This is a genomic window from Streptomyces sp. YKOK-I1 (genome assembly GCF_054660435.1).
This window is the reverse complement of sequence record NZ_BAAGDR010000001.1, coordinates 9,824,738-9,848,463: the sequence shown is the minus strand read 5'-3', so window position 1 is coordinate 9,848,463 and position 23,726 is coordinate 9,824,738. Positions and strand designations below refer to the sequence as shown.

At 73.1% G+C, this 23,726-nt stretch carries 22 protein-coding genes and 1 pseudogene; 4 read left to right on the top strand and 19 right to left on the bottom strand.

Annotated features, from left to right (window positions below):
- Nucleotides 1-4: 4 nt before the first annotated feature.
- From ACYQ8Q_RS43705 to ACYQ8Q_RS43675, 7 genes are all read right to left on the bottom strand, one after another.
- Nucleotides 5-1,243: a GAF domain-containing protein gene (locus ACYQ8Q_RS43705; RefSeq protein WP_460072859.1), complete on the bottom strand. Its 1,239-nt coding sequence runs from the start codon at nt 1,241-1,243 to the stop codon at nt 5-7.
- A 110-nt stretch (nt 1,244-1,353) separates the two neighbouring features.
- On the bottom strand, nt 1,354-1,548 hold the full coding sequence (locus ACYQ8Q_RS43700; protein WP_460072858.1) for a cation transporting ATPase C-terminal domain-containing protein: 195 nt from the start codon (nt 1,546-1,548) through the stop codon (nt 1,354-1,356).
- Nucleotides 1,549-1,686: 138 nt separating this feature from the next.
- Nucleotides 1,687-1,833 (bottom strand): cation-transporting P-type ATPase, encoded by a 147-nt coding sequence (locus ACYQ8Q_RS43695; protein WP_460072857.1) that lies wholly within the window; start codon nt 1,831-1,833, stop codon nt 1,687-1,689.
- Nucleotides 1,785-2,654: a universal stress protein gene (locus ACYQ8Q_RS43690; RefSeq protein ID WP_460072855.1), complete on the bottom strand. Its 870-nt coding sequence runs from the start codon at nt 2,652-2,654 to the stop codon at nt 1,785-1,787. The genes ACYQ8Q_RS43695 and ACYQ8Q_RS43690 overlap by 49 nt, the downstream gene beginning before the upstream one ends.
- A gap of 636 nt (nt 2,655-3,290) precedes the next feature.
- Nucleotides 3,291-4,535: an Acg family FMN-binding oxidoreductase gene (locus tag ACYQ8Q_RS43685; RefSeq protein WP_460072853.1), complete on the bottom strand. Its 1,245-nt coding sequence runs from the start codon at nt 4,533-4,535 to the stop codon at nt 3,291-3,293.
- A 31-nt stretch (nt 4,536-4,566) separates the two neighbouring features.
- Nucleotides 4,567-5,469 carry a universal stress protein gene (locus ACYQ8Q_RS43680; RefSeq protein WP_460072851.1) on the bottom strand — a complete coding sequence of 301 codons (903 nt, stop codon included), beginning with the start codon at nt 5,467-5,469 and terminating at the stop codon, nt 4,567-4,569.
- A gap of 200 nt (nt 5,470-5,669) precedes the next feature.
- Nucleotides 5,670-6,545, bottom strand: coding sequence for a universal stress protein (locus ACYQ8Q_RS43675; protein ID WP_460072849.1), 876 nt, complete (start codon nt 6,543-6,545; stop codon nt 5,670-5,672).
- 222 nt (nt 6,546-6,767) lie between these two features.
- On the opposite strand from ACYQ8Q_RS43675, the gene ACYQ8Q_RS43670 reads away from it, so the two are divergent.
- The 3 genes from ACYQ8Q_RS43670 to ACYQ8Q_RS43660 are packed head-to-tail and all read left to right on the top strand — an operon-like array spanning nt 6,768 to nt 8,427.
- Nucleotides 6,768-7,469 carry a CBS domain-containing protein gene (locus ACYQ8Q_RS43670; RefSeq protein WP_460072847.1) on the top strand — a complete coding sequence of 234 codons (702 nt, stop codon included), beginning with the start codon at nt 6,768-6,770 and terminating at the stop codon, nt 7,467-7,469.
- 30 nt (nt 7,470-7,499) lie between these two features.
- Nucleotides 7,500-7,721 (top strand): hypothetical protein, encoded by a 222-nt coding sequence (locus ACYQ8Q_RS43665; RefSeq protein ID WP_460072846.1) that lies wholly within the window; start codon nt 7,500-7,502, stop codon nt 7,719-7,721.
- 49 nt (nt 7,722-7,770) lie between these two features.
- The gene (locus ACYQ8Q_RS43660; RefSeq protein ID WP_460072845.1) at nt 7,771-8,427 is read left to right on the top strand and encodes a CBS domain-containing protein; all 657 of its coding nucleotides are present in this window, start codon (nt 7,771-7,773) and stop codon (nt 8,425-8,427) included.
- Nucleotides 8,428-8,947: 520 nt separating this feature from the next.
- Here ACYQ8Q_RS43660 and ACYQ8Q_RS43655 read toward each other — a convergent pair.
- The 6 genes and pseudogenes from ACYQ8Q_RS43655 to ACYQ8Q_RS43630 all read right to left on the bottom strand — a co-directional run bounded on the left by ACYQ8Q_RS43655 (nt 8,948) and on the right by ACYQ8Q_RS43630 (nt 15,463).
- A pseudogene (locus ACYQ8Q_RS43655) lies at nt 8,948-10,666 on the bottom strand (sensor histidine kinase).
- A gap of 283 nt (nt 10,667-10,949) precedes the next feature.
- On the bottom strand, nt 10,950-11,804 hold the full coding sequence (locus tag ACYQ8Q_RS43650; RefSeq protein ID WP_460072843.1) for a universal stress protein: 855 nt from the start codon (nt 11,802-11,804) through the stop codon (nt 10,950-10,952).
- 48 nt (nt 11,805-11,852) lie between these two features.
- On the bottom strand, nt 11,853-12,683 hold the full coding sequence (locus ACYQ8Q_RS43645; protein ID WP_460072841.1) for a universal stress protein: 831 nt from the start codon (nt 12,681-12,683) through the stop codon (nt 11,853-11,855).
- Nucleotides 12,684-12,753: 70 nt separating this feature from the next.
- Nucleotides 12,754-13,194, bottom strand: coding sequence for a pyridoxamine 5'-phosphate oxidase family protein (locus ACYQ8Q_RS43640; protein ID WP_460072839.1), 441 nt, complete (start codon nt 13,192-13,194; stop codon nt 12,754-12,756).
- A 107-nt stretch (nt 13,195-13,301) separates the two neighbouring features.
- Nucleotides 13,302-14,372 (bottom strand): zinc-dependent alcohol dehydrogenase family protein, encoded by a 1,071-nt coding sequence (locus tag ACYQ8Q_RS43635; protein WP_460072837.1) that lies wholly within the window; start codon nt 14,370-14,372, stop codon nt 13,302-13,304.
- An 83-nt stretch (nt 14,373-14,455) separates the two neighbouring features.
- Nucleotides 14,456-15,463: an Acg family FMN-binding oxidoreductase gene (locus ACYQ8Q_RS43630; protein ID WP_460072836.1), complete on the bottom strand. Its 1,008-nt coding sequence runs from the start codon at nt 15,461-15,463 to the stop codon at nt 14,456-14,458.
- Between the two features lie 179 nt (nt 15,464-15,642).
- Here ACYQ8Q_RS43630 and ACYQ8Q_RS43625 point away from each other — a divergent pair, with 179 nt between their 5' ends.
- Complete coding sequence (locus ACYQ8Q_RS43625) at nt 15,643-16,224, top strand: Rv1733c family protein (protein ID WP_460072835.1); 582 nt, start codon at nt 15,643-15,645, stop codon at nt 16,222-16,224.
- A 6-nt stretch (nt 16,225-16,230) separates the two neighbouring features.
- Here ACYQ8Q_RS43625 and ACYQ8Q_RS43620 read toward each other — a convergent pair whose 3' ends face one another.
- The 6 genes from ACYQ8Q_RS43620 to ACYQ8Q_RS43595 all read right to left on the bottom strand — a co-directional run bounded on the left by ACYQ8Q_RS43620 (nt 16,231) and on the right by ACYQ8Q_RS43595 (nt 23,481).
- A complete protein-coding gene (locus ACYQ8Q_RS43620) occupies nt 16,231-16,974 on the bottom strand; it encodes a CBS domain-containing protein (RefSeq protein ID WP_460072833.1) in 744 nt (247 codons plus the stop codon).
- Nucleotides 16,975-16,986: 12 nt separating this feature from the next.
- Complete coding sequence (locus ACYQ8Q_RS43615; protein WP_460072831.1) at nt 16,987-19,710, bottom strand: bifunctional acetate--CoA ligase family protein/GNAT family N-acetyltransferase; 2,724 nt, start codon at nt 19,708-19,710, stop codon at nt 16,987-16,989.
- Nucleotides 19,711-19,809: 99 nt separating this feature from the next.
- Nucleotides 19,810-20,709 carry a universal stress protein gene (locus tag ACYQ8Q_RS43610; protein WP_460072830.1) on the bottom strand — a complete coding sequence of 300 codons (900 nt, stop codon included), beginning with the start codon at nt 20,707-20,709 and terminating at the stop codon, nt 19,810-19,812.
- 5 nt (nt 20,710-20,714) lie between these two features.
- Entirely contained in the window at nt 20,715-21,737 is a 1,023-nt protein-coding gene (locus ACYQ8Q_RS43605) for a zinc-dependent alcohol dehydrogenase (RefSeq protein WP_460072829.1), read from the bottom strand.
- 56 nt (nt 21,738-21,793) lie between these two features.
- On the bottom strand, nt 21,794-22,699 hold the full coding sequence (locus ACYQ8Q_RS43600; protein ID WP_460072827.1) for a universal stress protein: 906 nt from the start codon (nt 22,697-22,699) through the stop codon (nt 21,794-21,796).
- Between the two features lie 152 nt (nt 22,700-22,851).
- A complete protein-coding gene (locus ACYQ8Q_RS43595) occupies nt 22,852-23,481 on the bottom strand; it encodes a hypothetical protein (protein WP_460072826.1) in 630 nt (209 codons plus the stop codon).
- Nucleotides 23,482-23,726 lie beyond the last annotated feature (245 nt).

The following is a 23,726-nucleotide window of genomic DNA, read 5'->3' as shown; positions in this document are numbered from 1 at the left end:
AACGCTAGGAGGGGGAACGCTGCAACACCGCTGCATGCCGCCGGACCTGGGGGAACACGGCCGTCTCCAGGTTCAGCGCGCGGGCCCGCGCGGCAGCCGCCGCGTGCTGCGGCGAGCCGGCCGGCAGGATCCGGGCCAGGGCGGCCCAGGCACCGAGGTCTTCGGAGCCCCAGTCCGCCATGACCCAGCGGCGCAGCAGCCCGGCGTCACCGCTGCCGAGGACGGCGCCGCGCAACTGCTGTTCCAGGCAACGGCGGTGCGCCACGACGGCCGGTGCCTCCGAACGCGGCAGCAGCGGGCCGGGGTAGCGGGCCAGCGCCTCGCCGACCCGGCCCTCGGCCAGCAGCCGGGACACCTCGTCGACGTCGGTCCGCACGGGGCACAGCAGCGCGTACGGACGGGAGCCGAGCAGGTCCGGTCCCAGCACGGCGCGCAGACGGGTCATTTCGGCGCGCAGTGTGGAGGCGGGCAGCTCACGTTCCGAGAGGTCCACGGCGAGCCGGTCGCCCGTGACGCCCCGGCCCGCCAGGGCCAGCACCAGCACGATCTCGCTGTGCCGCGGGCTGAGGCGGCGCACCCGGCCCGCGCGCTCCAGCAGGGCGCCGTCCCTGCCCAGCGCCCACAGGCGGAGCCCGTGGGGGGTCGACGTACCGTGGCTGTCCGGTCCGAGGAGTGGCACGGACGGCATCCGTGCCAGCTGTGCCTCGGCCGCCAGCGCGGCGGCACGTACCGCGGCCAGGGCCGGCGGTGTGGCGATGGTGGCGCCGCCGGACAGGTCGACCACGCCGAGCACGTTGCCCGTGACGGGATCGCGCACCGGGGCTGCGGCGCAGGACCAGCCGTGCACGGCGGCGCTGAAGTGCTCACCCGTCACGATCTGCACCGGGCGGCCCAACTCCAGTGCCGTACCCGGAGCGTTGGTGCCGGCCTGTCGCTCCGACCAGACGGCTCCCTCTACGAAGCGCATACGCTCGGCCCGTCTCATGGCCCCGGCGTCGCCCTCGACCCAGAGCAGGGTGCCGTCCGCGTCCCCGACCGCGAACACATGCCCGTCGTCGGCGGCGCCGGAGCCCAGCACTTCCCGGAACAGGGGAAGCACGGCGGCGAGCGGATGGGACCCGCGATGGGCGTTCAGTCCTTCGGACGCCCATCGCAGCGGTGGCGGACGGCTGCCGTCGGGATGTACACCGCACGCCTGGCAGCGCCGCCAGGAGTCGGCCACGAGTCCGCGCACAGCGTCCATGGCACCTCCCGCGAACGTTCGTCCCGAACCGGTCGCACCAGCCTCACCTGTACGCCGGAGCGGTCGCAGGGGCCGAACGGCCCCTGTTCGGGGGGTCCGTGGGCCCCGGCTCACCCGGAGGACGCCGTGGCGAGGCACGCCGCCCACTGCGCCGCGTCCAACGGCACGGTGCCGTCGTCCGCGCGGGCGTTGAGCGCGTTGAACAGCTGGAACAGTACGAAGGTGGTGAACGCCATCGTCTGTGCCGTCTCCGTGCCGACGCTCTCACGGGAAAGGGCGAGCAGCCCCGCCGTGCCCAGCGCCATGACGTCGTCCCGGGCCGGGTCGGTGATCAGCGCGGCAAGGACTGGACGACTCGGTCCCGGAGCGCAACTCGACGGCGATCGCGCCCGGTTCGGTGCTCATACCGGTGCCCGTGACGATCCTCTCGGCACGGCCGCGGGTCAGGGACGTGCGTCCTTGATGTCGCTCATGGCGGCGGCCACCACGGCGGCGACCAGCAGGATGCCGATGAGCCAGTCGCGGAACCGGTCCGGGAACTTCAGCCACTCCGGGCGCCGGGCCGGTTCGGCCAGCCGGTACGCGTCCACCGGTCCCGTCCCTCTTCCTGGATCACCGCGACAGGGCAACCGGAGTGCCGCAGGGCCACTCGGCTGACCGTGACGGGCCGGGCGGCGGTCCATCCGCCCAGGCGCCGCGTTCCGATCACGACGAGCTGCGCGTGCGCGCTCGCTTCGATGACCGCTCGGCGGGTCCCGCCCCGGACTCGGGGACGGCGTACGGAGACGTCTCCGTACTTCTCCCGCAGCGCGGCCCATGAGTCGTCGGGCCGGTCCTGGGGCCGTCCGTTCCGCGTCGCGAACCCGTTCAGCACCACTAAGTCCGTTGCGCGGGCCGATGCCTCGGCGAAGGCGAACTCCGCTGCCTGCCGACCGACGTGACCGTCGTCGCAGGCCAGGACGACGGGACCGGCCGGGTCCGGCCCGCCCCGGACCATCAGTACCGGAGAACCTCCGTGGGCGGCGAGCCGGGCGGCCACCGAGCCGCGTCGTCCGCCGCGGGACCGGCTCATGGGGCGGCTGCCGACGACGGTGAGCGACGCGCGGTGGGACTCGGTCTCCAGCACCGCCGCCGGCTCACCCATGAGGACCGTGTACGTGACCCGCACACCGGGCGCCGCGCTGCGGGCCCGGCGCTCGGCCTCCGCGAGCGCGCCGTTCGCCGGGCCTCGCGCCCCGGTGCCGTCCGGATCCCACGGGGGCACTCCCGGCGGTACCTGGGCCGCCGGCCACTCGCAGGCGTGCGCCAGTCGGAGCCCCACCCCCAGCCGTTCGGCCTCCCGCGCGGCCGCCTCCACCGCGGCCAAGCCCGTTGCCGAGCCGTCCACTCCCACCAGTACAGGGCCGCTCATGACAGCTCCCCCTTCCCTCGAGCACCTCGGAACCGGAGCGGTGGTGCTCCCCGGCGCGACGGCGGACAGCCTTGTGCTGCCGGTCCCGACGGGTCCGGCGGCCCTGTCCTGCCTCCTGACTCCACGGTCCCCTCGCGCGGAGCGCTCCGGCAGGGGCCGCTCGGTCCCCGAAGCACACCGTCCGGCCCTGTGGCCGGAGGCTCGGGGCTCGGGGCTTTCTGGATGACGGCCGTGTGGTGGGTCGCCGACGAGGCGGCCCGCAGGCGGCTGCCCCTGGTGCCGGGCCTGGTCCGGTGCCCGACGGTCACCGTCCGAGCCGGCGGTCCCGCTGTCGGGACCAACACGGCGGCGGCCGCAGCGAGTCGATGGAACCGATGGAACGCACCCGGCCCACCGACACCGTTGCCAGGTGGCACCGGAGATTCCCGTACGTCCCCGTCGCGGAGCAGGTGGTCAAGGGATCGGCCGCACACGCCCTGCCGGCCGCCGCAACCCGCGGGTCGGCTCACCGTGGTGGGACGCCGTCGCCGTCCGTCCCGCCGGACAGGGAAACTCGGGCCGGTGGCCCACGCGGTGCTGCACCACGCTCGGAGCACCGTCGCCGTCGGCCGCATGACCGAGACGGGGGCGCGCGACTCAGGTCGGCTCGCCGTCGGCCGTCCTGAGGACCTCGGCGACCGGGCGCCGGGGCAGCGGCCGTACACACGGCGGATACCCGAGGCGGAAGATCATCTGCGGGAAGGCCCCGCCGCTGAGTGTCTGCCGGATCCTCACCCTCAGGGACGGCACTTCCAGCGGCTGCGTGTGGAAGGCCGCCATGACCCCGTGGTCCGCCGCTTCGAGCAGGACCCGCTGGAGGGCCTCACCTGCCCGCAGCCAGGCCGCGGGGTCGTCACGGTCCGTGCTGAGGATCGCGACCGGTCCGGTTCGCGAGGGCCATCGCTGCGGAGGCGTGGGGAACATCCGGGTGAGGCCGACGTAGTCGCGTCCGGAAAAGATCGTGACATCCGGGTGTGTCCCGTCGGTGTCGACGGGGATCCCGTCGTACCGCGGCTCGCCGGGCCATCGTGTCCACCGTCTCTGCTCGGCGGCGTACTCCGGACGGGACCTGTGCGCGTCCTCGGCGAGCCGGACCAGCTCGGCCAGGTGCCGTCGGCCCGCCCGGTCGGTGACGAAGTCCAGCGTGGCGCCCGCGCGGTGTGCGTGATCACGCAGTTCGTCGGCCAGTGACCGGGGCAACGGCTCCGCCAGGAACGGCCCGCACACCGTGTGGCGGCGCCGAAGGGCACCGAACAGGCGCTCGTCCTCGGGTGAGGGACGCCGGTAGGCGCCCCACGCCACCCGGGCCAGGAACGCCGGGTCCGCCGGGCGCGGGAAGTACGCGACGACCGGGGCAAAGCCCAGATGGCGGACGGCCAGCCGGACGTTGAAGAGGGCAGCTCCGCAACTGATGACCAGTTCCCGGCCGACAGGGTCTGCGAGAGGAAGCCTCCGGGCCCCGTCCGCATGCACTTCGATGCCCCTGTCCCCGCCCTCGGCGACGAAGGTCCAGGGCTGCGTGTTGTACGGAGACGGAGCGGTGACGGCGGCTCGGACCAGGTAGGTGGATGCGTGGCAGGGGTCTGCGCGGACGTCGGACATCATCGGGAACACCCTTTCTCCGGCCCGGGTCCCCGACGGGCGGGTCGGGGCCTGGTGCCAGGCGTGAAGGCGGGTCTCCCCCGAGGCCGCTCCCGAACCGTCGGGAAGGGCGCCGGGGCCCTCCCAGGTGTGCACCGGACGGAGCGGCGGTCCGCGACGAAGGGCCTCCCCGGCCGCCCGGTCGGCCGCGGCCAGGCTCTCCTTCGAACCGTCCGGAGCGGCCACGACCGGCCTCGTCATGACCCTCACCTCCTCCAGAAGCGGGGGACGACTAGAAATGAGGGACGACGGCCACGGGGCAGCCGACGTGGTGGACCGCGGCATGGGTGACGGGTCCGGTGCGGGGGCCGACGGGACGTTCGGCGAGGCGGTGGCCGACGACGAGGAGGCTCGCTCCGGTCGCGGCCCGCACGAGCGCGGTGGACGGCTTCTCGTCCACGACCGTCGCCAGGACCTCCACGTCGGGGTACTTGTCGCGCCACACCTGGAGCACGGCCTTGAGGAAGCCCAACCACTCCTCGCCCTGCCAGGTGTCCTTGACCAGTCCGATGTCGCCGGATCCGAGGGAGACGGGGCCGGACGCCTGCCAGGCGTGCACGGCGCGCAACCGGGCGTGCCGAAGCCGGGCAGCCTCGAAGGCGAACTCGATGACCTCGTCGCAGGCCTCGGCCAGGTCGACGGCGAGCACGACGTCCTCGTAACCGGTGTCCGTCGAGGCGCTTCCGTCGCCGGCCGGCAGGTGTTCGTCGGCCGCCTCCTCGTCCTTCCGGACGAGGACGACGGGACACGTCGCCTTCGCGACCACGCCGAGGGCGACGGATCCCACGAGGAATCCGGTGAAGCCGCTCAGTCCGCGGGAGCCCAGGACCATCAGCTCCGCCTCGTCCGCGGCCTTCAGCAGGGCGGCGACGGCCGGGCCTTCCCTCTGCTCCTCGGTGAGACGGACTTCGGGGCACTCGGCACGGACGTGCTCCTCCGCCTGCCGCAGGGAACGCCGGGCGAGATGCCGCTGGGCGGCACTGGCGATCTCGCGTTCCTGCCGGCGGGGGTGCCAGTCCCAGGCGTGCACCAGGTGGAGCGGCTTGTCCCGCCGCTCGGCCTCGCGAGCCGCCCATGCGGCAGCGGCCAGGCTCTCGGCGGATCCGTCGACTCCGGCGACAACGGGTCGCAGCATCTCGGCACCTCCCACGCTCGGTCTGTCATCCGGTACCAGCGTCACTCCGCGGCCCCGGGCGGGGGCAGAGGCTGCCCGGTCCCCTCCGCGGGCCGTACGGCCCCTGTGCACCCGGCATGCCCCGACGCGGAGGCCGCGCCGACAGGCACCCCCGCGGCATAGAGGTAGTCGGCGCCGGAGTCGAAGGGCACGTACGACGTTCACGCCGTCTGCGGCACGACCGCCACCGGGCAGTCCGCGTGGTGGAGCAGGGTGTGGCTCACCCGGCCCAGCTGGAGCCCGAGGTGGCCGTACCTGCGGCGGGCCCCCACGACCACCAGGTCGGCGGCTGCCGAGCGGCGTACGAGGACGCTGTGGGCCGGCCCCTCGGCCGTGACCCGCCGCACCCGGACACCGGGATGGTCTGCCATGGCGTCCCACAGCAGCGTGTCGAGCAGGGCCGAGGCCTGCTCCTCGTACCGACGCACCGGTTCGTTCGCGAGCGCGGGATCGCCGGCGCTCGCGTGCGCGGGGAAGCGCCATGCCCGTACGACGTCCAGGGTGCAGCCCCGTGCCTCGGCCTCGCGGAAGGCGAAGCGTACGGCCTCGGCGCCGGTCACGGGTTCGCCCGCACCCAGCAGGATCCGCTCGTGGGAGCCGGCCAGGGCCGCCTTGTCGCCCCGGACCACGATCACCGGGCAGTGCGCGCGGGCCGCGACGGCCAGGCCGACGGAGCCGAGGAGCAGGCCTTTCAGCGCACCGCGGCCTCGCGAGCCCGTCACCAGGGCGAAGGCGTTGTCGCTCTCGCTCAGGAGGGCGTCGACGGCGTCGTCGGGGACGATGTCGGTGATGATCTTCACCTCGGGGTTGCGCCGCCCGGCGCGTTCGGCCGCGGAGGCGACGAGGTTCTCGACGAGCACACGCTCGGACGGACGGCTGAGGCTGCCGGTCGGAACGGCTCGTTCATAGCGCTCCCAGCGCGAGGCGTGCACCAGACGCAGGGGGATTCCGTGCCGGGCGGCCTCGTCCACCGCCCAGTCGACCGCCGACAGACTCGCATCGGATCCGTCGACGCCCGACACCAGGGGAAGCGTCATCGTTCCCACCGCCTTCCGTGCAGCGCAGGGGTCCACTTTCACGGTCGCACCGGCGGGCGGGCCGTACGAGGGACGGGTCGGCCCTCGGCGGGGACGTCCGGCCCATGTGGTCCGCGCACCCGTGGCGGGAAGCTGAAGTCGAGGCCCCTGAAAGGGGGTCGTGACCACCGCCACCCACGAAAGCGAGGCTCGGCCATGAAGCCCACGAGGACAGGCGCTCTCATGGTCGGCGATGTCGTCACCGCACGGTGCGACACGCCGTTCAAGGAAGTGGTGCGCCTGCTCGAGGAGCACCGCATCAGCGGGCTCCCGGTGATCGACGAGGATCGCAAGGTCGTCGGTGTGATCTCCGGGACCGACCTCGTGCTGCGTCAGGCGCACGAGCCGGAGACCGCCGGCGTCCGGGCGCGCTGTCGGCGTCTGTTCAGTGCCCGCGCCCGGCGCGCCGGCGCCAGGAGCCGTGCCACGACGGCCGGCGGGGTGATGTCGAAGCCCGCCGTCACCGTGCGCGCCGACGCCACGGTCGCCGAGGCCGCCCGGCTCATGACGGCGCACCGCGTCGAGCGGCTGCCCGTGGTGGACGGGGCGGGCGTGCTCGTCGGCATCGTCACGCGCCGGGACCTGCTCCAGGTCTTCCTGCGCACCGACGACGAGATCCGGCGGGACGTGCAGCAGGGGGTTTTCGTCAACACACTGTGGCTGGCCCCGTACACCGTCGAGGCGGCCGTGCGGAACGGCGTGGTCACGCTCACCGGTCAGCTGGAGCGGCGCAGCGAGATACCGATCGCGGTCGGTATGACACGGCGGCTGGACGGCGTCGTGGACGTCGTCGACCACCTTTCCTACCGCATCGACGACAAGCTCCCCCAGCCCACCGGCCTGGCCGTGCACGGCGTCGCCGACGACTGGCTGCGCAAGCTCTGAACGGGGAGCGCGCAAGAAAGGACAGCGGCCATGATCCCCCTCCTTCTGATCGTCGCCACCGTGCTGGGCGCCTGTCTGGTGTTCGGCTACAGCTCGTTCGTCGTCGGCTTCGCACTGATGGCCGTCGGCGTCCTGGGGCTCATCGCCTTCCTGTCGACGCCGGGAGCGGTCCTGCGTCCCGGTGAGCGGGAGTTCGTCGAGGAGCGGCACTACTTCGGCAAGGACGACGACCACCGGGAGTTCCGGAAGTGATCGTCACCGTCGGTATGCCCTCCTCCTGTAGCGCTCCGAGGAGGAGATCATGGAAACCGGTCCGCACGTCGTGAGCGACGTGATGACACGCGCCGTCGTCGCCGTCGGCCGCGACGCTCCGTTCAAGGAGATCGTCCGGCTCATGGAACGGTGGAAGGTCAGCGCGCTGCCCGTGCTCGAAGGCGAGGGGCGGGTGATCGGGGTCGTCTCGGAAGCCGACCTGCTGCCCAAGGAGGAGTTCCGGGACGATGATCCGGACCGGTTCACCCAGCGCCGGCGTCTGTCCGACCTGGCGAAAGCCGGCGCGCTGACCGCCGAGGAACTGATGAGCAGCCCGGCGGTCACCGTGCACGGCACCACCACCCTGGCCGAGGCGGCCCGCATCATGGCCAGGCGCGAGGTCAAGCGGCTGCCCGTCATCGACGCCGAGGGCAGGCTCGAGGGCGTCGTCAGCCGCTCGGATCTGCTCAAGGTGTTCCTGCGGGACGACGAGGACCTCACCGAGGAGGTACGGCGTGAGGTCGTCGACCGACTGCTCCCCCTGCCCGCCGACCACATCCGGGTCGAGGTCCGCGAGGGCGTCGTGACGCTCACGGGATGGGTGGACGGAGCAGAGCTGATACCGGTGGCCGAACGTCTGGCGCGGGCCGTCGAGGGAATCGTCGACGTCCGCTGTCATCTCACCGGCCCGATCGGCACCCCGTAGGACGCGGTGCCGTGTGCCCGTCGGTGTGTCGGCGTGGGCCGGGGACTTGGTCCCCGGCCCACGGAAGCGACGGCTGCCCGGTACGTCATGAGTGCACCGACGCGCGGTGCTCCTTCCGAACCGGCCGATGCGGTGCCTGCGGTGCCTGCGGTGCCTGCGGTGCCTGCGGTGCCTGCGGCAGCGTCCTGGGCGTCCGACGGCTCAACAGCCGGACGGCAAGACCGTCGAAGGCCGCGGCGAGGACACATGTCAGGCCCGCCGCCAACACGAGCAGTACCGCGAACCGCTCCCAGAACTCCGGTGTGAGGCTGGTACCCACTGTGCTCGCCCTCCCTCGTCGGGGTCGTTCTCCTTGCTACCAGCAAACTCCGTGACACGGCCGGGCGCATGAGCCGAGGGAACCGTACGGAGGTCCGGAACGACCCTTGTCCGAGGGGCCGGTCGGCCCTGGTGGCCGTACGGTCCTTGGTGGTGTGCTGAAGATGGCGGGAAGGACCCGACCTCCGACCCCGCCGGGGCCCTACCGCTTCTGCGCCGGCACCCGCCACACCAGCCTGGTGCCGCCGCCCTCGGGCTTCCCCAGCTCCAGACGGCCACCCAACTGCTCGGCGCGTTCGGCCATGTTGCGCAGTCCGCTGCGGCGGCCGCTCTCCGGGATTCCCACGCCGTTGTCGCCAACCGACAGCCGCACCTCCCGGCCGTCCGTGGCCAGGAGCACCTCGGCCCGGTCCGCCCGGGCGTGGCGGGCGATGTTGGTCAGCGCCTCGGAGAGCACCGCCACCACATGGTCGGCGATCTCCTTCGCCACATCGGTGTCCAGCAAGCCCTCCATGCGCACACTGGGGGCGAAGCCGAGGATCGGCGCCGCCTCGCCGACCACTCGTACGGCACGCGCCCGCAGGCCGGCCTCCCCCACGCCCTCCCGGGCGCGCAGGCCGAAGATCGTCGACCTGATGATCTTGATGGTCTCGTCGAGGTCGTCGACGGCGCGCACCACGCGCGCGGAGGCCTCTTCGTGCTCGATGAAGCGGCCGGCGCTCTGCAGGGTCATGCCGGTGGCGAAGAGCCGCTGGATCGCCAGGTCGTGCAGGTCCCGGGCGATCCGGTCGCGGTCCTGGAGCACCGCGACCTCCTCGGCGTCCTGGCGGCGCTGCGCCAGCTCCATCGCGACGGCGGCCTGCGCGGCGAAGGCCTTCAGGGGCTCGGTCTCGGCCACCGAGAACACCGGCTGACCGGCCTGCCGCGCCAGCAGGACCACGCCTTGCGGACCCGCCTCGCCCGCGCCGATGGGTACGGCCACGGCAGGGCCGAGCCCGCCGAACCGCGGTGGATCCAGGGTGATCCGCCTGTCATGGCCGACGTCCGCGGTGGAGACCGGGGCGGCGGCGGAGAAGGCCAGCCCCATCAGGCTGCTGTCCATCGGCAGGACGAGGCCCCGGTGCGCCTCGGCGTCCATGCCCACGGCGATCTCCACGGCGAGGGTCCCGGTGTCCTCCATGGGCAGCGCGACCGCCGCCAGGGCGGCTCCGGTGATCTCGCGGGCCCGCTCGGCGATCAGCGAGAGGACCTCGGTGCGGTCACCGCCGGACATCAGGTTGTGGGTGATGTCCGCGTTCGCCCGCAGCCAGCGCTCCCGCAGCCGGGACTCCTCGTACAGACGCGCGTTGTCGATCGCGACTCCGGCCGCCACGGCCAGGGTGAGCGTGACCGCGACGTCCTCCTAGTCGAACCGGGCGCCGCCCCGCTTCTCGGTCAGGTACAGGTTGCCGAAGACCTGGTCGCGCACCCGGATCGGGACGCCGAGGAAGGTGTTCATCGGCGGGTGGTGCGCCGGGAAGCCGTGCGAGGCCGCGTGCTCGGAGATCCTCGCCAGCCGCAGCGGCTCGGGATGACGGATCAGCTCCCCCAGGATGCCGTGCCCCTCCGGATACGGGCCGATCCGGGCGATCTGCTCCTCGCTGACCCCGACCGTGTGGAACGCGGACAGCCTCCTGCCGTCCGGGCCGATCACGCCGAGCGCCGCGTACTCCGCGTCGACCAGTACGGCGGCGGCCTCCACGATGCTGTGCAGGGCCTGCTCGAGGTCCAGCTCCCGGCCGACCGACAGCACCGCCTCCAGCAGGCTGTGTACCCGGTCGCGCGTGCCGCGAGCCGCGTCCAGGCGCGCCTGCAGCTCCTCCAGCAGCTCGTCCAGCCGCAGCTGAGGCAGCCGGACGCGGGCCTCCTCGGGGCTTCCCACCGGTATTCCTCCAGGTTCCCCTCAACGCGCGGACACCCACCGGTCCGATCATGCGCCACGGTAGTGGTCGGCTGCGGGATGCGACAGCGCATCGGACCGAGCCCTCAACGACGCGTCCGTGCTCGGCCTGGGACTCCTACCGGCGTCTCGTGCAGATGCTCGGCGGCACGGTCATGGGCGTCGGGTCGCGCACATGAAGGACCATGCCGTCCGCATCAGCCCCGACCCGGTCACCGGGGTCCGCCTCGCAGTCGACGGTCCGTCACCGTCGGCCTGAACGGCGTCAGCCGTGCGGGACCACGGCGACCGGCGCGGCCGCGTGTTGCAGGACGGTGTGTGTCACCGGGCCGATGTGCGGGCCGAGCACGCCCTCGCGTTTGCGGCGTCCCAGGACGACCAGCGAGGCATGACGCGAGACGTCCACCAGGTGTGCGCCCGCATCCCCGGTCACGGCTTCTCCGGTCACCTCGACGCCCGGGAACTTGTCCCGCCAGGGACGGAGCACCTCGGCCGGCCCCTCCCTCGCGTCGGCCGCAGGTTCGCCGCCGTGGACCACACGCAGCCTTGCGGCCCGCCTGGCTGCGGCGGCGAACGCGTATGCGAGGACACGGTCGTCGGGGCCACGCAGGTCAAGTCCGAGCACCACATCACGGTTCGGCGTCGCGTCGGCGGACTTGTCGAAGACGCCCGGACGGCACTCCTCTCCCGCGCTCCCCACTCCACGGACCAGGACGACCGGTCCCTCGGCCCTGGCCACGACCGCCAGGGCCACGGAGCCGAGGAGAACGCCCGCGACCCTGCCGAGGCCTCGCGACCCGAGCACCAGGAGCTCGGCCTGCCTCGTGAGGGCGACCAGGGTCGGCACCGGTTGGCCGGGAATCTGCTCGGCGCTCACCTGTACGCCGGGGTGGCGGTGGGCGAGCCGGGCCCTCGCCTCGATCAGCAGCCGGGCCGACCGGTCCACCCCCGGCGGCGGAATCGGTTCGCCGCCGAACGGCACGTAGTCGTGGGGTTGTTGCTCCCCCACATGCACGACGCGGAGCCGAATCCCGCACAGCGCGGCCTCACGCGCGGCCCATTGCGACGCGGCCAGGCTTTCGTCCGAGCCGTCCAGACCGACGGTGACGGTACGCGCCATGAGCGAGCCCCTTTCCAGGAAGGTGCGTGATCACGTGGAGCGGGCCGGTCATCCGTGGGGGACGACGACCACCGGGCAGTGTGCCCGTCGCACCAGTGTGTGGGCGACGGGACCCAGGCGCCGCCCGAGCGCGCTCGTCCGGCGGTGGGCGCCGATGACGACGACGGCGGCCTCCTTGGTCGCGGCCGGCAGTTCGACCGCGGGAGCGCCGCGCACCGTGAGCGTTTCCACCGTGACGTCGGGGTGCCGGTCCTGCAGCCGGGCGAGGGCGTGGCGCGGTACGGCCTCCTCCGCACGGGCCTCCATGGCCGGCCGTTCCCGGCCCGGACTGCGTGCCGGCACCGGGGAGGGGAATTCGGGGGTGATGTGCCGACGACCCGGGCAGTGCACGACACGGAGCCGCGCACCGCGTCGCTCGGCCTCCTGGAAGGCGTACGTCGCCGCCTGCTCGTCCGTGTCGTCCGCCAGGCCGAGCAGCACGTCCCGGCCGTCGTCAGCCGCGTGGTCCCCACGGACGACCAGGAGCGGTCCTTGCGCGAGCGCGGCCAGCCTCAGACTCACCGAACCGAACGCCGGGCCCGTCAACGCGCCCAGGCCGCGTGTTCCCACGACGATGAGGTCCGCGTCCGCGCTCTCGCGCGTCAACGCACGCACCGCACCGCCCTCCGCCGCGACACTCTCCACGGGCAGGTCCGGATGCCGCGCGTGTGCGCGTGACACGGCGTAGCCCAGGACCGGTGCGGCCTCGTCGCGGTCGGGAACCGCGTACAGCACACGCAGCGCGCTGCCGCGCCGGACGGCCTCGGCCGCGGCCCGGTCCAGCGCCCTTACGGACGTGAGGGAGCCGTCCACTCCGACGACGATGTGACGCGATGTCATGGCCGTACCCGCCCCTTCGCCGAACGGTCCTTGTTCCAAGGGCCGTTCGGATCGTGTGATGGCATGGCGATCAGGAGGGAAGGTCCACCCCGTACAGGGTGCGTCCGCCGACGAGATCGCGTCCGGTGATCAGCTCGGGATCGATGCGCACGAAGACCTCCTGCGGTGCCGGCGCCCAGGAACGCGGCCCGGCCCGCAGCAGCCGCGCGTGCTCGGCGGGGTCCCTCACGAGGGTCGCCGACCCCATGACCACGACGCTCCAGCCGGAGTGGGCGGCGGCGTCGACCTCGTCGGCCTCGAAGGCGACCAGTGCTCCGTCGATCGCGCTCACGAGTTCGGAGGAGACCGAGGTGCGCACCAGCACCGCGTCGTCGTGGTCCAGGCAGAAGTTGACCGGCAGCACGGCGGGCAACGCCTGCCGGGTGTACACGATGCGCCCCACAGGCACACCGGCCAGCAGGCGCAGGCACTCCTGCCGGTCGAGTTCGCGGAATCCGTCGTTGGCGTCCATCTGCCTTCTCGTCTCTGAGTCCCTGCTCAACCCGCGATGCGGCGGTCCAGGTCGCCCGGGGGCGCGCCCCCGGTCACGTTCACCTGGGCCTGTTCGGCCATGGCCCGTCACGCGGCCGGGACGGCGACCTCGTCGTGCGGCTGGCCGCCCAGTACCACCTTGAGGGCTCCGGTGTCGCCGGCCCGGGAGAAGACGTCGTACGCCTCCTCCATCCGGTCGAGGGGGAAGGTGTGGGTGACCAGCTGCGCTGTGGGCAGCCGGCCGGCGGCGGCCATGCGCAGCAGGGTGGGGGTGGAGTGGGTGTCCACCAGGCCGGTGGTGATGGTCACGTTCTTGATCCACAGGTCTTCGAGGTGGAGGGTGGCGGGCCTGCCGTGGACGCCGATGTTGGCCACATGGCCGCCGGGGCGGACCATGCGCGTGCACAGTTCGAAGCTCTCCGGCACCCCGACCGCTTCGATGACCACGTCCGCGCCGAGCCCGTCGGTGAGGTCGGCGATCAGCTGCCCGGGGTCCTCGGCGGCGTCGGCCACCGCGTCGGCGCCCAGTCGCTTGGCGGCCTCGAGCCGGGACGCGGCCAGGTCGACGGCGACGATCCGCTCGGGCGAGAACAGACGTGCCGTGGCGATCGCCGCGAGGCCGATGGGTCCCGCGCCGACGACGGCGACGGTGTCGCCGGGCCGCACGTGTCCGTTGAGGACGCCGACCTCGTACGACGTCGGGAAGATGTCCGCCAGCAGCACGGCGTCCTTGCTCTCCACCGCTCCGGGCAGTGCGTGCACGGACAGGTCGGCGTAGGGGACGCGGACGTACTCGGCCTGGGTGCCGTCGATCAGATGACCGAGGATCCAGCCTCCGCCGCCGCGGCACTGGCCGTACATGCCCTCGCGGCAGAAGCGGCAGCGGCCGCAGGAGCTGATGCAGGACACCAGCACCCGGTCGCCCGGACGCACGGTCCGCACGTCGCTGCCGACCTCCACGATCTCACCGACGGCCTCGTGGCCGAGGACCGTGCCCGGCCGCACCTCGGGGACGTCGCCCTTGAGGATGTGCAGATCCGTGCCGCAGATCGTGACGGCGTCGACCCGCACGATCGCGTCGGTGGGTTCCTTGACGGCCGGATCCGGGACCTCTTCCCAGGCGGACTGCCCGGGACCGTGGAAAACGAAGCCTTTCATGACGCTCCTCCCCGTCCTTTTCGAGTGCGGAGACTGTCCTGCACATCCAGCTTGTCCGGTTCTCATCCGCTTCGCTTGGGCCGTCAGGCCCCACACCCCGGCGGACGGCCCTTCCCTGCACCCCGACTGCGCCGGCGTGGGGTGGCGGGTCCCTGCGGGCCGTATCCGAGGCGTATGAGCACGTGCGGATGCGCGGTGCCGCCGGGGGCGGCGGCCAGCGCGTCACGGAGGTCCGCCCATTCGACTGCCTGATGCATCAAAGACGCGCGCAGCCCGTGCGCCGTCGCGACGAGCCAGACGTGTTCGAGGGCCTGTCCGGCGCGCAGCCAGTCGACTCGGCGATCGTGCTCGGTGGTGAGCAGGGCGATGACCGGGTTCACCTCGAAGGGCCGTGCGAGGAGCTGTTCGGGATGCCGCTGTGCGGTGAAGTCGCGCAACGGGAGCCTCTCCCAGGCGTCCTGTGATCCCAGCGCGGTTCTCGGCATACCTGTGTCGGGCGCCGGTTCCAGGTCCCGGTGCACCCAGCGTCGGCCCTCGGCCGCCCGGCGCGCGTCCAGGCGGTTGCGTCGTTCGGCCTCGGCGGTCAGCCGCAGCACACGGGTCACGTCCACCCCTTCAAAGAAGCGCAGCGATGCGCCTTCCGCTTGGGCCGCCGCTCCGAGTTCTTCCCGCACGGCCGCGGGGAGCGGCCTGCGCGCGAAGGGGAAACGACTGCTGTGTCTGCGCCAGATCGCCTCGTAGAGATCCGCGTTCCGCTCCTCGCCCTTCCCGGCGGTGAGCCCCGAGGGACGCACGGTGGCGAGCAGGTCGGGGTCGTCGGGGCTGGGCAGCAGACGGGTGACAGGTGACCAACCGAAGTGGGCCAGCGCGACCCGGAGGTTGAACACGCAAGCACCAACGGACAGGAGCAGGGCCCGGCCCGAGGGATCCACGTGCCGCATGCCCCTGCCGGTATCTGCACGCACCTCGAACGTCGCGGTCTCGGAGTCCACCCCGAAGCGCCATGGCTGGGTGTTGTGGATCGAGGGCGCCGCGACTGCGGCGGCGACACAGGTCTCCAGGAGCGCGGCACCGAACGTTGTGCTCTCCATGATGCCCTCCTCGTACGGAGGCGTCGGACAACTGACGCTGTTCCACGAGCATGGGCGCCGCGCCTTGCCCACGGCAGGGGGCGAACGGCCTGGGCGGGGGCCCGGGCGGCCCCTGCCGCTGCCCTGCCTCGACTGTCACCTTCGGAGGTGTCACCACGACGACGAGGAGGTGCTGACCGATGCTCGGTGCCCGATACGCGAGGAAGTGGTTGTGGCGGTGGCGCCGCAACCCGCTGCGACGACGCGACGACATCGTCGAGGCCTGGATCGTGCTGGCCGTGTGGACGGTCTTCGCCGTGGGCGGCTCCGTCGCCGGACTCGTGACCGCCCATGCCGCGGACGAGGTGTTCGCACGGCAGCGGGCCGAACGGCAGTCCGTCCGTGCCGTGCTCCTGAGCGACGTCCCGCGCACCGCCCTCGCGGTCGGTGGCGCCTCCGACCGCCGGATGGCCACGGTGCGCTGGACGGCACCCGACGGCGCGACCCGCACGGGCCGGACCCTGGTGGACACCGGCCTCAAGGCAGGATCCGAGGTCACGGTCTGGCAGGACCGCCAGGGCCGTCTCGCCGCCGCGCCACCGAGTTCCACCGAGGCGACGATCGAAGCGGGATTCCTGGGCACCGCGGCCGCCGCCGGCCTTGCCGGTCCGGTGTTCGGTGGCGGGGCGCTCGCACGGTGGCGGCTCGACCGGCGCCGCGTCGACGAGTGGGGCAGGGAATGGGATCAGGTGGGACCACGGTGGGGCCACAAGACGGGTTGAACGGTCTCAGAGCCGGCGCAGCCAGTCGTCGGCCACGCCGTGCACTGCCTGTGCCTCTGCCTGTTGCCCGGTGCGCAGGTGGGCGTCGTCCAGTCGGTGGGTGAGGTGGGCGACCACGTCGACCACGCCGTCGATCCGGCGGGTCATGGCCACGGCGATCTCGGTCTCGCTCTTGCGTTCCATGTGCCCCGTGAGCGTGACGACCCCCTCCGTCACGGAGACCTCGACCCTGCGCGGCGGCAGCCACAGCGCGCGTTCCAGGACCTCCTCGATCACCTCGTTGCGGATCTCGGCGTCGGGCCGCAGGAAGACCTGCAGGAGGTCGCGTCGGGTGACGATCCCGACGATCCGGTCCTCCTCGTCGAGCACGGGGAGCCGTTCCACGTGCTTCTGGGCCATGATGCGGGCGGCCTGGACGATGGTGTCGTCGGCGTGCACGGTCACGGGCGGTGCCGTCATCAGCCGGCCCGCGGTGCGGGCCTGGCCCTTGGCGGCCTGACGCCTGGCGCCGGGCGTCAGCTCGGCGAGCCTCGTGCGGTGCTTCGGCTCGCAGGGGTCGGGAGCGGTCGCCTGGTGCATCATCAGGTCCGTCTCGGACAGGACACCGATGACCTTGTCGTCCTCGTCCACGACCGGCAGTCCGCTGATCCGGTGCGTCGCGAGCAGCCGGGCGACCTCCTTGAACGGTGTGCCGTACTCGGCGCGTACGACGTCCGTGGTCATCACGGAGCCGACCTTGTCGTGCCTCATGGCCGTTCCTCCTCAGCGCAGTCTGCGCAGATAGGGGTCCTGGGGGCGACGCGGCGCCAGACGTATCCGTGCGTCGAGCACGGTGACGCCGCCCGGTGTCGCCAGGACCGGGTTGAAGTCGGCCTCGGCGAGCTGCGGCAGGTCGGCCGCCATCCGGGACAGCCGCAGGAGCAGCTGTTCCAGTTCCCCGAGGTCGACGGGGGTGTTTCCGTTCGCGCCCAGCAGCAGCGGGGCACACCGCGGCGAGGTGATCAGTTCGTGGACGTCGCGGTCGGTGAGCGGGGCGAGGCGGGCCGCGTGGTCGGCGAGGACCTCGGTCGCGGTACCGCCGAGCCCGAACAGCACGAGCGGGCCGAAGACCTCGTCCTGGACGACGCCCGCGAGGAGTTCGGTGCCGCGGGCGGCGAGGGGCTGCAGGACCACTCCGGTCATGAGGCCCGCGAAACGGGTCTCCAGGTCGCGGAAGGCGGCCCGGACCTGCGCGTCTCCGCGCAGGTCGAGGTGGACGGCGCGCTCCTGGGACTTGTGCAGGAGCCCGGGCCAGTGGGCCTTCATCACCACGCGGCCGTCGAAGCCCCGCAGCCGGTCGGCGGCGAGGACGGCCTCGTCCTCGCTCTCGGCCCAGGCCCACGGGATCTGCGGGACGCCGTAACAGGCGAGCAGGTCGGCGCAGGTGCGCGGGTCCAGCCAGCCCCCGTCGGGCTCCCGCGCCAGGTGGTCCTCGACGACCGTGCGGGCCCGATCGGGCTCGATGTCGTCGAGTGCGGGGACGGCGCCGGCGGGCCGGGCGAGCCAGGCGGCGCGTCCGGCGGCGTGGGCCAGCGCGCGGGCCGCCGCCCGGGGCTCGGCGTAGGAGGGGATCGTGCCGCCGCCGTCGGCGGGCAGCAGCCGCACCGACTGGTCCTGCTCCAGGCGTACGGCGACCACGGGCCGCGCCCGTCGCCCGGGGGCCGCGGTGACGGCCCGCACCAGGTCGTCACCGGTGGCCGCGGCGACCGCCGTGGGCACGAGGGCCACGATCACGGCGTCGATGCCGGGGTACCGGGTGAGGCGGTCGACGCAGGCGGTGAGCTGCTCCTCGGAGACCGCGGCGGTGGCGTCGACGGGGTTGCCGACGGCGGCGCCGTCCGGCAGCACACCGAGCAGTTCGTCGGTCGTCGCGGGGGTGAGCGGGGGAAGGGCCAGCCCCGCCTCCGCGCACGCGTCGGCGGTGAGTACTCCGGCCCCGCCCGCGTTGGTCACGATCGCGACGCGGCTGCCTGCCGGCAGGGGCTGGGAGTGCAACAGGGCCGCGGTTTCGAGGAGTTCGCCCACCGACCGGGTCGCCGTGATGCCGGCCTGGGTGAACAGCGCGCCACGGGTCATGGTGCGGGTGGCGGCGGCCGCGGTGTGGGAGGCCGCGGCCTTGCGCCCCGCCTCGGTACGGCCTGCGTCGACGGTCAGCACCGGGATGCGGCGGGTCACCCGCCGGGCGGTGCGGGAGAAGGCGCGCGGGTTGCCGAAGGACTCCAGGTGCAGCAGGGCCAGTTCGGTGCGGCCGTCGCTCTCCCACCACTGGAGCATGTCGTTGCCGCTGACGTCGTACTTGTCGCCGAGCGAGACGAAGGACGACACGCCGATGCCCAGCCGGGACAGGCCGTCGAGCAGCGCGATGCCCACGCCTCCGGACTGCACGGCGACACCGGCCGTGCCGGGGCGGGGGTGCTCGGCCGCGAAGGTCGCGTCCAGGCTCAGGCCGGCTTCCGTGTGGGAGACGCCGAGGCAGTTGGGGCCGACCAGGCGCATGCCGTAGGCGCGGCAGGCGGCCAGCAGGGACTGTGCCTGCTGGTGGTCGAGGCCGGCGGTGACGACGACGAGGGCGCGGACCCCGGCCCGGCCGCACTCCTCGGCGACCGCCGGTACCGCGCCGGCGGGCACGGCCACGACCACCAGGTCGGGTGTCTTCGGCAGCGCCGCCACCGAGGGGTGGCACGGCACGCCGAGCAGGGAGGTGACCTTCGGGTTCACGGCGAACAGGCGCCCGGTGTAGCCGCCGGTGTGCAGATGGTGCAGGACGGCCCGGCCGACCGATCCGGGGGTACGTCCCGCCCCGACCACGGCGACGGCGGACGGCCGCAGCAGGGGCAGCAGGCTGGCCACGTCTGCGGCCCGGCCCCGGGCCTCCACGGCCGACAGGTAGGTGTCGTCCTGGTCGAGGTGGATGGTGCACCGCACCTCCGGCCCCTCGAAACGGCGGGAGGTGCGCAGGCCGAGATCGGAGAAGAGCCGGAGCACCTCGTGGTTCTCGCTGAGCGCGTCGGCGGTGAACGTGGTGATGCCCGCCCCTCGCGCCGCCGAGACCAGGTGCTCGACGAGAAGGGTGCCCACACCGCGGTGGTGCAGGCCGTCGGCGACGGCGATGGAGATCTCCGCGCCGTCCTTCTCCTCACCGTCCTTCTCCTCACCGTCCTTCTCCGCGCCGGTGTCGTACTCGGCGAGACCGATCACCCGTCCGTCCACCTCGGCCAGCAGCGCCCGGTAGCCCGGGCGGGCCGGCGCGCAGGCACGGTCGGCGGCCTGGGCGGCCGACCGCCGGCTCGGCGCGAAGAAGCGCAGGCGCAGGTTCTCGGGCGACATCTCCTCGTAGAGCCCCTGCAGTTGCCCGTGGTCCCCCGGCAGCACCGGCCGGATGCACACGGTGGTGCCGTCCGCGAGCAGGGCGTGGACCGGGGGCCGGTCGAGCCGGTCGTCCGTCATCGCAGGTCTCCTCCATTGCTTCGGGTCCTTCGGTCATCCGGCGGAGCACAGTGCCGGCCGATGGGCTGTCCAGCCGTCAGTCGTCCGCCGCCAGGGCCGTCAGGACCGGGGCGCGGACACAGCGGAATCGACGGCCTCGGGTACGACCGCGACGGCGCAGGCGGAATGGTGCAGTACCCCGTGGGCGACGCGCCCCAGCTGGAGCCCGAGGTGTCCCTGGTTGCGCCGGGCACCGACCACCAGCAGGTCCGCCTCGTGCGAGGCGTCCAGCAGGACCCTGCGGGTGGGACCCTCCACCGTACGTCGGCGCAGGACCACATCCGCCGGTGCCTCCTTGAGCGCCTTGTCCAGAACGTCCATGGCGTGCTGCTCGTGCAGCCGCGCGGGTTCACCGGCGAGCAGAGGGTGGTCGGTGGTCTCGTGCGCGGGGCACCGCCAGGCCCGTACGGCGTCCAGCGTCGCATGGCGCAGCCTCGCCTCCTCGGCGGCGAAACGCAGGGCGGCGGAGTCCGTGCCCTTCTCGCCGATGCCCACCACGACCCGGCCGCGCGCGCCTGCCCGGACCTGGTTGTCGTGGCTGCCGCGCAGCACGATCACGGGGCAGTCCGCGTGCGCGGCGACGGCCAGGCTGACCGAGCCGAGGAGCATCTCCACGAAGCCGCTGCGGCCGCGGGTGCCGAGCACGAGCGCGGAGGCGGTGTGCCCCTCGTGGACGAGCGCGTACTCGGGCTCCTCCGGCAGTACGTCGGTGGAGACCCGCACGTCGGGTCGGCGCAGGCGGGCCCGCTCTGCGGCGGTGCTCACGATGTCCGCGGCCGTGACCTGCCCGGACGGCTTGCCGAAGTCGTCCGCGAGGGACGAGCCCTCGTACCGCTCCCAGAGGGAGGCGTACACCAGCCGCAGCGGGAGCCCGTGCAGGGCGGCCTCGTCGGCCGCCCAGTCGACGGCCCGCAGGCTGGGTTCGGAGCCGTCGACGCCGACGACGATCGGGAGGACCATCGTGGTCACCGTCCCGCGCCGAGGTCGAAGACGATCCGGGCCTTGACCTCACCGCGCAGCACCTCGTCGATGGAGTCGTTGACGGAGGCGAGCGGGCGGGCCTCGTAGATGACCTTGGTGCGGCCGGCCGCGTGCAGCTGGAAGACCTCGGCGAGGTCCTGCCGGGTGCCGACGATGGAGCCGATCACCGAGGTTCCGTTCAGGACGGTGTCGAAGACGGGGACCCGGACCGTGCCGTGCGCGGGCAGGGCCACCATGACCAGCTTGCCGCCGCGCCGCAGGCCTGCGTTGACGGCTTCGAAGGCCGCGTCGTTGACCGCGAGCGCGATCGCCGCATGGGCGCCGCCGTGCTGCTTGAGTACCTCGCCGACGTTCTCCTTGCGGGCGTCGATGACGATGTCCGCACCGAGTTCGGCGGCCAGGCGGAGCTTGTCGTCGGTGACGTCGATCGCGGCGACCGTGGCACCGGCGATCTTCGCGTACTGCACGGCGAGATGCCCGAGGCCGCCGATGCCGGAGATCGCGACGAGCTGGGCGGGCCTGACGTCGGCGACCTTGAGCGCCTTGTACGTCGTGACGCCCGCGCAGGTCAGCGGCGCGGCTTCCAGGGCGGTGATCCCGTCGGGCACGGGCTGCGCGAAGTCGGCCCACGCCAGCATCTTCTCGGCGTAGCCGCCGTCGCAGCCGTAGCCGGTGTTGACCTGCTGCTCGCACAGCGTCTCCCAGCCGGACAGGCAGTGCTCGCACCGCCCGCACGCCTTGCCGAGCCAGGGGACGGCGACCCGCTGCCCGACGGACAGATGAGTGACGCCCTCGCCGAGCGCCTCCACCAGGCCGACGCCCTCGTGGCCGGGGACGAACGGCGGGTTCGGCTTGACCGGCCAGTCGCCGTGCGCCGCGTGGATGTCGGTGTGGCACAGGCCGGACGCCTCCAGACGAACGCGGACCTGGCCGGGGCCGGGCTCCGGGTCGGGGCGCTCCTCGATGACCAGGGGCTCGCCGAACGCTCGTACGACCGCTGCCTTCATGGTTCTCTCTCCTCGTGCAAGGGGGTGGTGGTGCGGGTGGTGGTGGGGGTGGTGGGTCAGCCGTGGGGGACGACGGCGACGGGGGCGGTGGAGTGGTGCAGGACGGCGTGCGTGACGTGTCCGATGTGGGCGCCGAACGGGCTGCGGCGGATGCGCCGGCCCACGACGACGAGAGAGGCGTCGCGAGAGGCTTCCACGACGTGGACGGCCGGGCTGCCGAAGCGGGACACCTCGACGACGTCCACGTCCGGGTACTTCTCCCGCCAGGGCCGCAGCACCTTGGCCAGGGCCTCGGCGTCAGCGAGAGCCAGTCCTTCGTGCAGCGCGGGGTTGGCGGGCGCGCTGTACGCGTAGTAGGGCGGCGGGTTCCAGCCATGGACGACCTTCAGGGACGTCGCGCGGCGCTTGGCGGCGTCGAAGGCGAACTCGATCAGCGTCTCGTCCGGGTGCTCGATGTCGAGGCCGAGCAGCACGGGCAGGAACGGGGTCGTGGCGGAGGGCATGCCCGCCGGGTCCGGCTCATGCTCGTCGGCAGCCGCCTCCAGCGCGCGGACCAGCACCACCGGGCGGTCCGCGTGCGCCACGACGGACAGGCCGACCGAGCCGACCATGAACCCGCCGATGCCGCTGAAACCGCGGGATCCCAGGACCATCAGCTCGGCGCCCTTCGCCGCCTCCGCGAGGGTGTCGTGCGGATGGCCAGCGATCTGCTCACGGATCACCTCGACGCCGGGGTGGCGCAGACCGATGCCCTGGGCGGCTTCCCGGGGAATGCGCTCGGTCCAGTGCTGCTGGGTCTCGGCTCCGAGGTGAGGCGCCTGAGCCATGGGCTCGGGTACCGGCTCCCACACGTGGACGAGTTTCAGGGGCAGGTCGCGCAACTCGGCCTCACGGGCCGCCCATTCTGCGGCGGCGCGGCTCTCCTGCGAGCCGTCGAGACCTACGGTGATGCTGCGGAGCATGATCTCCACCTCCTGGGGCGAGGTATCCGATTCCAGAGTCGTCTTCGGGTGGTTGCCCGTGCAGGGGCCACAGGTCCCGGATCGGGGCCGACCGCCCCCCTGCACGGCTCGGCGCGGTGGGCCGGGTGACGGGCCCACCGCGCCGTCGGTACTCAGCGCAGCCAGCTGTGGTCGCGGACGAAGGGCAGCTTGGCCCAGAGCCGGCCCGCGCCCAGGGTGTCGCCGGCGGCGGCAGCGGCCAGGACGATCAGGGCGAGGGCGTAGACCAGGTGGTAGTCGGCGAACGGGTTGGTCGACATGCTCGCCGAGCCGTCGGAGAGGTGCTTGGCGGGCGGCCATTCGGCGATCCACATCAGCGCCATCATCACGGTGCCGGCGACGGCGGCGAGCCGCAGGGCGACCCCGGCGACGAGGGCGAGTCCGATGCCGAGCAGACCGAGCATGAACAGCCAGTTCGCCCAGGGGTCGCCGGCCCAGGAGTGGAAGGTGGACTCCATCGGTCCGGCGGCGACGGAGCCGAGGAAGCCCTTCGTCGGCGAGCCGCCGTCGATCCAGCCCTTGCCGGAGGGGGTGGCGTAGCCGAGGCCGAAGGTCTTGTCGAGGAAGGCCCACAGGAAGACGAACCCGGTGAGCAGGCGCAGGGCGGCGAAGGCGTAGGCCCGCGCGGTGTGCGTGCCGGCATCCGCCGACACGGCCGGCTCGGATGCGGAGGCGCTCCGGTTCCTGCGGAACGACGGCAGGTGGAAGCCGGAGCTCCGGTGAGGGTGCTCGTGCACGGCCATGGTCGTGGTTCCCTTCGGGGGCGGTCGGGTCGGTGCCTGACACCACTCACTCTGGCCGCGCGCGCCGGTGGGCGCCGGATGCCGAAGGTCCGCGGCCACGGGGCCGAACGGCCTTGGTGTCAGAGGCCGTTGGGCCGGGTGCCGCACTCCGGGCCCGTGAGGCGGGACAGCAGGTCCGCGAGGCGGCCCGGCCGGCCGCGCGGGCGACCGGGCAGAGCGGCCCGGCCGTGACCACGGTGGCCGTC